General features: G+C 45.1%; 12 protein-coding genes. 9 read left to right on the top strand and 3 right to left on the bottom strand.

Features of this window, described 5'->3' with window-relative positions; all coding sequences use genetic code 11:
• Nucleotides 1-55 precede the first annotated feature (55 nt).
• The 4 genes from clpB (at nucleotide 56) to NIES208_RS11950 (ending at nucleotide 3877) form a co-directional block, all read left to right on the top strand.
• Complete coding sequence (gene clpB / locus NIES208_RS11965) at nucleotides 56-2650, top strand: ATP-dependent chaperone ClpB (RefSeq protein ID WP_075893085.1); 2595 nt, start codon at nucleotides 56-58, stop codon at nucleotides 2648-2650.
• Between the two features lie 132 nt (nucleotides 2651-2782).
• A complete protein-coding gene (locus NIES208_RS11960) occupies nucleotides 2783-3016 on the top strand; it encodes a FitA-like ribbon-helix-helix domain-containing protein (RefSeq protein WP_075893046.1) in 234 nt (77 codons plus the stop codon).
• On the top strand, nucleotides 3000-3425 hold the full coding sequence (locus tag NIES208_RS11955) for a type II toxin-antitoxin system VapC family toxin (protein ID WP_235641382.1): 426 nt from the start codon (nucleotides 3000-3002) through the stop codon (nucleotides 3423-3425). The genes NIES208_RS11960 and NIES208_RS11955 overlap by 17 nt, the downstream gene beginning before the upstream one ends.
• Before the next feature lie 272 nt (nucleotides 3426-3697).
• Entirely contained in the window at nucleotides 3698-3877 is a 180-nt protein-coding gene (locus tag NIES208_RS11950; protein ID WP_075893042.1) for a hypothetical protein, read from the top strand.
• 30 nt (nucleotides 3878-3907) lie between these two features.
• Here NIES208_RS11950 and NIES208_RS11945 read toward each other — a convergent pair whose 3' ends face one another.
• Nucleotides 3908-5071, bottom strand: a complete 1164-nt coding sequence (locus NIES208_RS11945; protein ID WP_075893040.1) for a response regulator — start codon at nucleotides 5069-5071, stop codon at nucleotides 3908-3910.
• Between the two features lie 241 nt (nucleotides 5072-5312).
• Between NIES208_RS11945 and NIES208_RS11940 the strand changes: the two genes are divergently transcribed.
• Nucleotides 5313-6791: a TldD/PmbA family protein gene (locus NIES208_RS11940; protein ID WP_075893038.1), complete on the top strand. Its 1479-nt coding sequence runs from the start codon at nucleotides 5313-5315 to the stop codon at nucleotides 6789-6791.
• A gap of 245 nt (nucleotides 6792-7036) precedes the next feature.
• Nucleotides 7037-7285, top strand: a complete 249-nt coding sequence (locus tag NIES208_RS11935) for a hypothetical protein (protein WP_075893036.1) — start codon at nucleotides 7037-7039, stop codon at nucleotides 7283-7285.
• 367 nt (nucleotides 7286-7652) lie between these two features.
• Here the strand turns inward: NIES208_RS11935 and NIES208_RS11930 are convergent, their stop codons facing one another.
• Together NIES208_RS11930 and NIES208_RS11925 are read right to left on the bottom strand one after the other, a co-directional pair.
• Nucleotides 7653-8204 (bottom strand): FKBP-type peptidyl-prolyl cis-trans isomerase, encoded by a 552-nt coding sequence (locus NIES208_RS11930; RefSeq protein ID WP_075893034.1) that lies wholly within the window; start codon nucleotides 8202-8204, stop codon nucleotides 7653-7655.
• 59 nt (nucleotides 8205-8263) lie between these two features.
• Nucleotides 8264-8587 carry a phasin family protein gene (locus tag NIES208_RS11925; RefSeq protein WP_075893032.1) on the bottom strand — a complete coding sequence of 108 codons (324 nt, stop codon included), beginning with the start codon at nucleotides 8585-8587 and terminating at the stop codon, nucleotides 8264-8266.
• 79 nt (nucleotides 8588-8666) lie between these two features.
• On the opposite strand from NIES208_RS11925, the gene hisB reads away from it, so the two are divergent.
• From hisB to NIES208_RS11910, 3 genes are all read left to right on the top strand, one after another.
• The gene (hisB, locus tag NIES208_RS11920; RefSeq protein WP_075893030.1) at nucleotides 8667-9275 is read left to right on the top strand and encodes an imidazoleglycerol-phosphate dehydratase HisB; all 609 of its coding nucleotides are present in this window, start codon (nucleotides 8667-8669) and stop codon (nucleotides 9273-9275) included.
• Nucleotides 9276-9643: 368 nt separating this feature from the next.
• Nucleotides 9644-10180 (top strand): hypothetical protein, encoded by a 537-nt coding sequence (locus NIES208_RS11915; protein ID WP_075893028.1) that lies wholly within the window; start codon nucleotides 9644-9646, stop codon nucleotides 10178-10180.
• Between the two features lie 176 nt (nucleotides 10181-10356).
• Nucleotides 10357-12171 carry a peptidoglycan D,D-transpeptidase FtsI family protein gene (locus tag NIES208_RS11910; protein ID WP_225875302.1) on the top strand — a complete coding sequence of 605 codons (1815 nt, stop codon included), beginning with the start codon at nucleotides 10357-10359 and terminating at the stop codon, nucleotides 12169-12171.
• Nucleotides 12172-12184 lie beyond the last annotated feature (13 nt).

Raw genomic sequence — 12184 nt, 5'->3', positions numbered from 1 at the left:
TTCAGGTTTGTACTGGGTTTCGAGCTGTGTTGAACGTTATTTTTATTTTTTGGCGATGCAACCCAATAATCCGAATCAATTTACTGAAAAGGCATGGCAGGCGATCGCCCAAACCCCGGACATCGCCAAACATAACCAGCAACAACAAATCGAAAGCGAACACCTCATGCAAGCATTGCTCGAACAGGGCGGGCTAGCAAAAAGTATTTTCTCCAAGGCTGAAATTTCGTTGCCCCGTCTTCGGGATCGCACCGACGCATTCATCAAAACCCAGCCGACAATTTCTAAACCCAGTGAATCGGTTTATCTCGGACGCAGCTTAGATACCCTCTTAGATCGAGCCGATAATCATAAAAAATCCTTTGGTGACGAGTTTATCTCGGTAGAGCACCTTGTATTGAGCTATGCCAAAGATGATCGTTTTGGGAAGAAGCTTTACCAAGAGTTTAATCTAACGGAAAGTAAATTAAAGGAAATCATTACCCAAATACGAGGCAATCAAAAGGTGACCGACCAAAATCCTGAAGGCAAATACGAATCCCTTGAAAAATATGGTCGTGATCTAACAGAACTAGCCCGCAACGGTAAGCTAGACCCCGTAATTGGTCGGGATGATGAGATCCGCCGCACGATTCAAATTCTTTCTCGCAGAACTAAAAATAATCCTGTTCTTATCGGTGAACCCGGTGTCGGTAAAACGGCGATCGCCGAAGGATTAGCCCAACGAATTATCAACCATGACGTGCCAGAGTCTCTCAGAGATCGCACTTTGATTACCCTCGATATGGGTTCTCTGATCGCTGGCGCAAAATATCGCGGTGAATTTGAAGAACGTCTCAAAGCAGTTTTGAAAGAAGTGACCGATTCTGAAGGGCAAGTGATCCTCTTTATCGACGAAATCCACACCGTTGTCGGTGCGGGTGCAACCCAAGGGGCTATGGATGCAGGGAATTTGCTCAAACCGATGTTGGCGCGGGGCGAATTGCGATGTATCGGAGCGACCACCCTCGACGAGTACCGCAAATACATTGAAAAAGATGCCGCTTTGGAGCGTCGTTTCCAGTCGGTAATGATCAACGAACCTACCGTGATTGATACGATTTCAATTTTGCGGGGTTTAAAGGAACGTTATGAAGTACACCATGGTGTAACAATTGCAGATACAGCTTTGGTAGCAGCGGCGGTGTTGTCTAACAGATATATCAGCGATCGCTTTTTGCCAGACAAAGCCATTGATTTGGTAGATGAATCTGCTGCCAAATTAAAAATGGAAATCACCTCCAAACCAGAGGAATTAGACGAAATTACTCGGAAAGTGATGCAATTAGAGATGGAAAAACTATCCATCCAAAAGGAAAAAGATGTAGCATCCCTCGACCGTCTAGAGTTACTCGAAAAAGAACTAGCTAATCTGAAAGAGGAACAATCTAATCTCAATGCCCGCTGGCAATCAGAGAAAAAAATTCTTGATCAAATCCGTTCTCTTAAAGAACAAAAAGAGCAAGTAGACATAGAAATTGAGCAAGCTGAACGGGATTATAACCTTAATAAAGCTGCTGAACTACGCTACGGAAAACGCACAAAAATAGAAGCAAAAATTCAAGAAGTTGAAACCAGTCTTGCCGAAAAACAAGACTCTGGCGAACCATTATTGAAGGAAGAAGTTTTAGAGTCAGATATTGCAGAAATCATCTCTAAATGGACTGGTATTCCCATTAGTAAGTTGATTGAGTCTGAGAAGGAAAAACTGCTCCATCTCGAAGATGAGCTGCATGAGAGAGTGATTGGTCAAGAAGAAGCTGTTACGGCCGTTTCCGAAGCGATCCAGCGATCGCGCGCCGGACTTGCTGATCCCAATCGTCCTACTGCAAGCTTTATTTTCCTTGGCCCCACCGGAGTCGGCAAAACGGAGCTGGCAAAGGCTTTAGCACAATTCCTCTTTGATACTGAGGATGCCCTTGTGCGCATCGATATGTCCGAATATATGGAGAAGCACGCGGTTTCCCGATTAATGGGAGCGCCTCCGGGATACGTCGGCTATGAAGAGGGTGGTCAGCTCACAGAAGCGATTCGTCGTCGTCCTTATTCTGTAATTCTCTTCGACGAGATCGAAAAGGCTCATGCAGATGTCTTTAATGTGATGCTGCAAATTCTCGATGATGGTCGCCTCACCGATTCCCAAGGTCGCACGGTCGATTTTAAAAATACTGTGATCATTATGACCAGTAATATTGGCTCGAATTTTATTCTCGATGTGGCAGGGGATGACACTCGCTACGAGGAGATGCGATCGCGGGTGATGGAGGCTATGACGGCTAGTTTCCGCCCAGAATTCCTTAACCGTATTGATGAACTGATCATTTTCCACGGTCTCAAAAAGGATCAACTCCGCGAAATCGTCAAACTACAGGTAAATCGCCTCGCTGAACGCCTCGCTGACCAAAAACTTGGTGTGACTCTCTCTGATGAAGCCTATGACTTTATTGCAGATATTGGCTATGACCCGGTTTACGGCGCGCGACCTCTCAAACGGGCGGTTCAAAAATATGTCGAAACGGCGATCGCCAAAGGTATTCTAAAAGGCGAATTTGTGCCCGGTGAAACCATTAATGTCGATGTCAAAGACGAACGACTTACTTTCATCAAATAAGCGAAAAGATTAAAAGGGGCAATTTTTAGCTCCTTTTTTTGTACCTGAAAAGTAAGCCATACATCTGTATGTGATATCAATGCTATCATCCAAATAAATTCCTCTAGTTCAATCCTGTTTAGAGAAAAGATCATGGCGAATCTGATTGTCCGGAATATTGATGATGCAATTGTGGCGGCTCTTAAGCAGCGAGCTAGTCGTAACGGTGTGAGCGCAGAAGCTGAACATCGAAAAATTCTTGCTCAAGTACTACTTCAGCCTGCCAAAAAATCTTTTGCGGAAGTTCTTGCTCTAATGCCAAATGTTGGTCAAGATTCTGATTTTGAGCGTGTACAAGACGACATTACTGATGATGTATTTGCTTGATACGAATGTCATTAGTGAGTTGCGCAAACGGGATAAAGCAAACCCTGGCGTTTTGAAATTTTTTCAGGAAGCGACTCAACAGGAAGTTCGTCTGTTCATCAGTGTGATCACGATTGGTGAACTTCGTCGTGGCGTTGATTTGATTCGTTATCGTGGCGATCGCCCGCAGGCAGATTTACTAGAGACTTGGTTGCAAACAATCCTCGATGAGTATGCCGATCATATTCTTGATTTCACTGCAACAGAAGCTCAAGTCTGGGGAAAGTTGCGAGTACCTCACCCTCAAAACGCTATCGATAAACAAATTGCGGCAATCGCCCTTGTTTGTGGACTGACCTTGGTTACTCGTAACGTCAGCGACTTTACAGAAACAGGAATCTCTTTATTCAACCCGTTTAATGGTGACTAATATTGGCGATCGCCAAAGGCATTTTTAAAGGCGAATTTGTGCCCGGCAAAACCATCAAAGTCGGAGTTAAAGATGAACAACTAACATTTGCACAGCAGAGTCAGCTCAAGGGTTAGGCAATTTTAACCCCTTTATTGATGGCAAAGATTTGAGTTTGTGTCCAGCCGTTAGGTGTTGTGACAGTCCAAAGACTGTACTATTTCTACTTAGACTACGTACGTATTGGCTATAGACTTAAGGCATACCAAAGAAAATGCATCTTGTGTCCTGCTATGTCTATCACCGCTGCGATCGCCGCCATCTATGCCGAAAAAATGGTCACACCAAAAATGGAAGCTTTTTTAAACCAAGCCATCAAGTCCCGTCGGCTAACCCATGCAGAAAAATGCGCCATGCAGAAGCTGGTGAATAAAATTAAGTCCGGCGAAATTCTTTTACTCTCCGCTCAATAGGCGATCGCCACAAAAATATCTCGCGACAAACTACAAGACAGATAATGTCTCGACAGCTTGCCAGTTATGGGACAGGGACTTTTTTGCGGTGGCCGTGACCTCATATAAATCAATAATTTGTTGTTTACCACGCGGTTTAAGCTGATCCAGTAAATGCCACTGCACAGGCAACTCAGAAGTGAGATGGGCACGAGTTTGGCCGCTCACAATAATGTTGCACCCATAGGTTTTTGTCAGCTCTTCGAGGCGAGAAGCTGTGTTCACGACATCACCAATGACCGTCGAATCCATCCGTGAGCTTGCCCCGACAGTACCGATAACAGCTAAGCCTGTGTGAATCCCCACACCCATCCGAATTGGCTTAGTGATCAAAGCATCTTGGTAAGTATCATTTAAAAGTTGGAGATTTTCTTCCATCATCAGCGCCGCAAAAATGGCATCTTCCCCATGGTGATCCGTCCGGTCAAATACCGCCATAATGGCATCGCCCAAGAATTTATCAATAAAACCGTGGTGGCGGTCGATCGCCTCATTCATATGCTCAAAAAAGCCATTCAGCCAAGCAAAGGTTTGTTTCGGGTCTTGGTTTTCGGCGATCGTCGTAAATTCGCGAATATCACAAAACAAAATCGTTAATTCTTCCTCACGAGCATTGCCCACCTGAATCGAATCCAAACCATCCGGGGCAATCCGTTGTAGAAACTGGTCAGGCACAAACAGGCGAAATTTTTCCGTGAGACTTTCGCTGACATTCCAAGCTGTATCAATCTGCTTCTGTAGCTTTTTCTGGAAACTCTGTTGCCGCATTTTCTGAAGCTTCAGGATGTTGCGCACCTTTAAGAGCAAAAGCTCACTGCGAATAGGCTTCGTTAAATAGTCATCCGACATCATCTCAATGCCCGTGAGACGAGATTCTTCATCATCTAAAGCCGTTAAAAAAATAACTGGAATGGCATTATACTCATCGTTTTCTCGCAGATGGCGGCACACCTCAAAGCCATTCATCCCCGGCATCATCACATCCAGCAAAATAATGTCCGGCAACTCACATTCCACAGCAGCAAGGGCTTCAATGCCAGATTTCGCGGCATAGGTTCTGTATCCCTCTCCCGCTAAAAGCTCCTCTAGCAAAAACAAATTATTTGGTTCGTCGTCTACCAGCAGAATATAAGGTCTGGGTGGATTAGTGGGCATAGGGAGAGCACATTACAGCGGCAAAAAAATCTGGACGACACACTCTGAGAAACAAATTGACGGTAAATTTCTGTGATCTAAAACACGTTTTGTTTTGATCTTGATTCTTTTTATCTTAACTATATTCACCGTTTTTTTTGCGGAACAGGGGGATTTTTATTAATCGAGGCGATCGCCCCAAATTTATTGACAGTGTTACCCTAAAACAAATATTCCATAACGCTTTCACACAGGTTGCCCCATGGTTCAAGCTCCCCTAAAAAAGACGAATGTCAAAGACCTTGCCCAACTAGCAATGCAGCAAATTCAGCAGTTGGGATGTGAGTACGGCGAAATCCGGTTGTGTACCTACCGTCGCCAAAGTTTGTGGGCACAGGATTTGTCGTTAAAGCGCCTCAGCGACAACGAAAGTTCAGGATTTGGAGTACGAGTGTTGTGGCGAGGCTCATGGGGCTTTGCCGCCAGCCATCGTAAAACACCCGCAGAAATTGAGCGAGTCGTGCAGCTTGCTGTGGAAATTGCGAAGGGCAGTCACCTCAGTCAGCGGGAACCCGTGCGCCTTGTGCCTGTACCGACTTACCAAGATCGCTACGAAACACCCATTGAGCAAAATCCCTTTAATATTCCCCTCACCGACAAAACAGAGCTGTTGCTTGATGTCAGCAGTAAATTGTTGGCTTACAAAGATGTCATCAAAAAATCCTACAGCTACCTCGGTTTTACCCAAGAAGATAAGTTATTCGCTTCCACAGAAGGCTCGATTATCGAACAACGTATTTATCGCAGTGGCGGTGGCATGGGCTGTACGGCAGTAGCGAATGGTGATGCCCAAGGCCGTAAATACGAGCGATCGCCGTTAAATAAGGGTTATGAACATATTCAGCCAGAGTTGTTCTACGCAAACTTAGACCGGATCGCAGAAGAAGCCATCGAAAAAGTCCATGCTCCCGAAGTCCCCAATGGCAAAGCAACTCTTGTTTTAAAGCCAAGCCATTTGTGGTTACCGATCCACGAATCTGTGGGACATCCCACCGAGCTAGACCGGGTGTATGGCTACGAAGCGAATTTTGCCGGGACAAGCTTTGCCACCACCGAAAAACTCAATAATTTTCAGTATGCCGCCCCCTGCGTGAATTTCAAAGCTGACCGCACCCAGCCCGGTGGCCGCAGTACCCTCGGCTACGACGATGAAGGGGTCAAGGCCGAAGATTGGTACGTGGTTAAAGACGGTATTTTGGTGGACTACCTCACCGACCGTGAAACCGCCTATCGTCTCGGACGGGACAGCAGTAATGGTTGTGCCTATGCCGATAATTGGGCGAGTGTCCCCATGGTCAGAATCCCTAATTTAGGTCTTGAAGCCGGTAAGGAGGGCGGCGATCGCACGGCAACTCTTGAAGAAATGATTGCCGACACCAAAGACGGTTATCTCGTGGATGGTGACGATACTTTCTCTATTGATCAGCAGCGTCGTAATTTCCAGTTTGGGGGCGATGCCGTGTGGCGAATTAAAGACGGCAAATTAGCAGGCATGGTCAAAAATCTCACCTACCAAAGCATGACCACTGATTTCTGGAATAGTGTGACGGCGATCGGCACAGCAGCGGAACGGGAACAAAGAGGCACATCCATGTGTGGCAAAGGGGAACCTATGCAAGTTGCCCAAATGACCCATGCTTGCCCACCGATCCAAGTGCAAAATATCACAATTGGACGCTAGGCAAATTCGATATTTGTATGCTAGTAAACCCTTAAAAACAGCAAGTATTTTTATCTAAAAACCGTTTCAACTGAAAAATCCACTAGAGTTTACCCAAGCAGCAAGATAAAATTTCAAAACAACTTTATACTTCACAAATATCATAAGCGTACATAAGCGTATTTCAAGATCTTTACAAAAGCTTCTCATTTTCTAGGGATGTCTCTTATAACGGTAAATGAAGTTAGTGTTGGGGTGAATAAGACATGGTTGCTTATAATCCGCCCGTTGAGGTGACTTTTTTTGAACAAGTGGGGTACGGCAAGGTGACATTGCCTATTTCACTGCATCAAACAGGTCAAATCTTCTTTGGAGGAAGATATTACTCAGCTGATCTTCTAAAACCTCGTCCAGTAGAGTTGAAAGTGGGCACTTTCGTTTTGGTGTTTGGGGAGCGGGGTTTTGCCCTAGTTGTAGAAAAAGATGAAGCGGTGAGCGGGGAGGGACAAGGCTAAAAATGACAAGTTCTGGAAACGTTTTGATAAGATGCCAAATAATTGGTATTCACTTTTAAGGAAAGTTATTGGATTTTTGTTGAGGCTTTAGCGCTGGAGACTCAAACTTTTATCCAATGATTTTTGCTGGAGTGACAAAGATATTGTGGTAGATATTGGGCATAAATTTTATTGTGTTGTTTTGAAAATAGTGGATTTTTTCTGAACGGAATTTATTTGGATTTTTGCTATTGTTTAGACGGTGTGTGCTAGGAATTTCTGAAATTTTGCAAAAAAAATTGAGAGTTCGTCCAGTTCAATGTTCGAAACTCTCAAGCTATTGTTGTTGAATTTTTAAAATCGAATAAACGTTGAGTAAATATTTTTTTTAGCGAATACCTAGTAGTTCAACGTCAAAAACTAGGGTTGCATCGGGAGGAATAACGCCACCAGCTCCACGGGAGCCGTAGCCTAGTTCTGCTGGAATAACTAATGTTCTTTTGCCACCGGGCTTCATGGCGATCACGCCTTCGTCCCAGCCTTTAATGACTTGACCAACGCCAATGACGAAGGAAAAAGGTTCATTTCGCTTCAGGGAGCTATCGAAAACTGTGCCATTGAGCAGTTTGCCTGTGTAGTGGACAGTCACCATTTCTCCTTCCATTGGTGTGTCGCCTTCGCCGACTTTTTCTTCGATGTATTCTAGTCCGGACTCGGTTGTTTTAAGCTCTGATACTTTTATTCCTAAAGCTTTCAATGCTTCTTGTTTGTCCATTTCTACAGTTTCCTCTGCGGGGTTTGCCGCAATTTTTACAACCTCTTGTATTGGTATCGTCTCGTCGGCGATCGCCGGTTGACTGCCAATATTGAATACAGCAGAGGTAATGAGCATTACGCTACAGATCACAACGATGCCAAAGCTTATCCAGATTTCTCGCATAAATTTTTATACTTGTTTGTATACTCCTGAGATCTCAAATTCTTTTATATATTAGCGAGCTAACGCCATTGCTTATTTTCTAATTCTCGCACCTGGCGTTCAAGGCGATCAATGCGTCCCCGTAGTTCATTCATTTCTGCTTGGTTTGGTACACCAAGATCCTGGAGCACATTGCGAATTTGTCGCTCAAAGTAAGCCTCTGCATTGCCCTGCTCCATTTTGAGCTGATTCATCATGTCATCGATCATGTTTTTGGCTTGGTCTGGGTTGATGGTACCGTCTTTGACCCATTGATCGCTTGCTTCTTTGACCTTTTCGGCCACAATTGAGGTTGTGCCAATGCCGAACATAACCATCTGTTGCAGCCAGTTGTTGTTATCCATGATGTGAGCGTTGTCTTCCTAAAAGTTTGCAACCGTAAGCTAGAATAGCTTAGCGAAATTGAGGGTTGTTCTTTTTATTATGCCTGCTTCTTCTGATTCCAATCGTACGGCTTTTGTCACTCGTGTTACGGGTGAGACGGATGTTAAAGTGCGGGTCAATCTCGATGGAACTGGTAAGTGCGAGGTAGAGACTGGTGTGCCTTTTTTAGATCATATGTTGCACCAGCTTTGTTCCCACGGGTTACTCGATTTGGAGATTGATGCTAAGGGTGATTATGAAATTGATGATCATCATACTAATGAGGATGTGGGCATTACTCTCGGTCAGGCGATCGCCAAGGCAATTGGAGATCGTAAAGGCATTCATCGTTTTGGTCATTTTCTTGCGCCGTTAGATGAGGCGCTCGTGCAAGTGGCCCTGGATTTTTCGGGTCGCCCCCATTTGACCTATGGCCTAGACATTCCCACTGAGCGGGTGGGAACCTACGATACGCAGCTTGTGCGGGAATTTTTTGTGGCGATCGTTAACCACACTCAGATGACCATTCATATCCGTCAACTGGATGGTATTAATTCCCACCATATTATTGAAGCCACCTTTAAAGCCTTTGCCCGGGCAATGCGGATGGCCTTAGAAATTGACCCCCGTCGAGCGGCCACTATCCCTAGCTCTAAGGGTGTGCTTTAAAATCTTAAAAATTGAGTCAATCTGGTTGAGGCAATGGGATTAAAAGTTGCGAAAAAAAAATCAACGGCGATCGCCCTAACCTTTGCACTATTTTTTTAATGTCAAACAATAACAAACAGTAAAGGAAAACAAAAATAAAACATTTGTTCTGTTTTAAGAAAACGATAAATTGGCTTCTATGAATACGCTCGTACTAAATTGATACATTTCTAAATTTTTTGGGCGAAAAACAAGTACATAAATATTGATAGTTGCAAAATACGCGCAAGAATAGACGAAAACATGCCAAAAAATGCTGAAAAGTTAAAAGACGTGATTACAATGGCATTTATTGGTAATCCGTTGTTTCTGGAATCCGAAATATCAGCATGGCAGTCGCTCCTAGACCTTGGCAAACACCTCAGCTTCCGGCTCAGCCCCGTAGGCGAAAGTTTGTGCAGCGAAGCTCTAATTTTAAACCTGCTAAACCTGCCAAACCTGCCATTGCTCCCACGCCAGTTATCCCCCTCAAGGCTTCCACTGCATCGTCCAAACAAAGTCCTGCGCAAGCACCTCACAAGCAATTAAAATTATTGGGTATGGGTCAACGATTTACACAATTTTTGGCGATCGCCACCATCGGCACAGCCATAGGACTATACGCCTCCACAGTCTATAACCAAAAAGCTTGGGGCGATGCCTATGCCAAGCTTGATCGCCTACGAGATGACGAACAAGGATTTGTCACCAACAACGAAAGCATCAAGCAGCAACTCGTGGAACAGTCAGAAGAACCGGACGTGCCACTAGAGACACCAAAACCTGACCATAACGTTTTTGTCCCAGCCCCACCCTCAGTAAAATTGCATCCCCAAACAAAGCCTAGCTTGCAGCCGATCAACAACCAAGCACCCATTGGCTACTAGGGATTGCGCTGTTCTCTTAGGAGAAAGAGATTTCTTGAACTAAGATCAGTAATGTTCAAACTCGACGTACTATCTTCGCTGATATGACCGTTAACCGATCTCGCCCCTCAAGGTCTCAGCAACTCAAACACTCGGCTCCGCATCGCCGTACCAATGCAACAAAAAAGCGCAAAAAGATGAAAACCGTTGGCGGTAATACGCTGCAATCACGATTAGTTTTGATTTGGCTAATTTTCTTTTGCGGTATTACTGGTCTCATTGGTCGCGTTTTATATCTCCAAGTGTTCCAATACGAACGCCTCAACACAATGGTGGAGAATCAGCAACGGGTGACATTGCGTCCTTATATCCCTCGTCGCACGATTATTGACCGCGATGGTAATGCTTTAGCCATTGATCAAATTGTCTATAGTCTTTACGTTCATCCCAACGGTTTTAATCTGCCAACTAGGCTTAAAGAAGGTACACCAGAGTATGCCTCCCAGGACGTTTATCGTTATGTTGCCTACCATCTTGCGGCAGTTCTGCCGGATCAAGATGCGGCCGAGCTTGAACAAAAGTTTCGCAGCGAAGAAAGTGGTATCTTACTCACCCATTACCTTGAGAGTGATGTGGCTAATACAATTCGCGATCTCCGCTTAGATGGTGTGGAGCTGGTTAATCGTTTTGCTCGTTTTTATCCCCAAAAGGAGGTGGCGGCAGAGGTGATTGGCTTTGTGGATTTTGACCATGTTGGCCAAACGGGGGTAGAGTTTAAACAAAAGCATCTCATTCAGCGGGATCCCGTTGTGCTTCAGCTGACGCGTGCGGGTAATGGTGCGTTGTTGCCATCGAATTTGGAGGCTGGTCTTCTGAAATATGATGATTGGCAGGTAAAGCTCACCCTTGATTTGACCTTGCAGCGAGTGGCGCGGGACTCTTTAAAAAAACAAATGGCGGCCTACAATGCGAAGCGGGGTGCTGTCATTGTGATGGATGTTCATTCTGGGGATCTGTTGACTTTGGCGAGTGAACCTACCTATGACCCGAATAAATATTTTTCCTATTCGCCGGAAGAGCAAATTAATCTTTTTAAAAACTGGGTTGTTTCCGATCTCTATGAACCGGGCTCTACGTTTAAGCCGATTAATGTGGCGATCGCCCTAGATGCCGGCGTAATCCAACCGGAAACCATCGTTTACGACGCAGGTCAAATGATCATTAACACTTGGCCAATTAGAAACCATGACTTCGACCAGCGGGGTGGTTATGGCTATGTCGATGCCGCCAAAATTTTACGTGTATCAAGCAATATCGGCATGGTGCAATTAATGCAAAAAATTAGCGTCGATGACTACTATGACAAATTACAGGCACTGAATATCGAAAAAGGAACAGGTGTAGATTTGCCCGGGGAAGCCGTTGGCTTTATTAAAAATCGCGAGACCTTTACAGCGGGTCAAATTGAGGCCGCCACAAGCTCCTTTGGCCAGGGCTTTACGCTGACCCCCCTAAAGCTTGTTCAACTCCATGCGGCCTTAGCAAATGGCGGTAAATTAGTGAAACCTCGTGTTGTACAGGGGTTGATTGATAGTAAGGGGGAATGGCAAACTATCGAGAATGAAGCAGAGGCCACCGATGCAACTCCGGCAGCACCAGTGCAGATCTTTTCACCGACAGCGGCACGGCAGGTGGTAGAGATGATGGAAACGGTCGTTGATGACGGTAGTGGTAAAGCTTCGAAAATTGCGGGCTATCGTATTGCGGGTAAAACGGGTACGGCACAAAAGGCAAAAAACGGTGTCTATTTGGTGGGTAAAAAAATTACGAGTTTTGTTAGTATTTTTCCCGTTGAAAAGCCACAGTATGTAGTGTTGGCCATTGTGGATGAACCGACCGCGCCCAATTCCTATGGTGGAACGGTTGCCGCGCCCATTGTGCGAGATGTCCTAGAAGTCTTGATCGCTAAGGAGGCGATCGCCCCAGTAACAGGAACAAGCGCCTCAGATTGAATCAAAGATCTAT

Source organism: [Limnothrix rosea] IAM M-220 (assembly GCF_001904615.1).
Lineage (GTDB): Bacteria > Cyanobacteriota > Cyanobacteriia > Cyanobacteriales > MRBY01 > MRBY01.
This window is presented reverse-complemented; position numbering and strand designations above follow the sequence as displayed.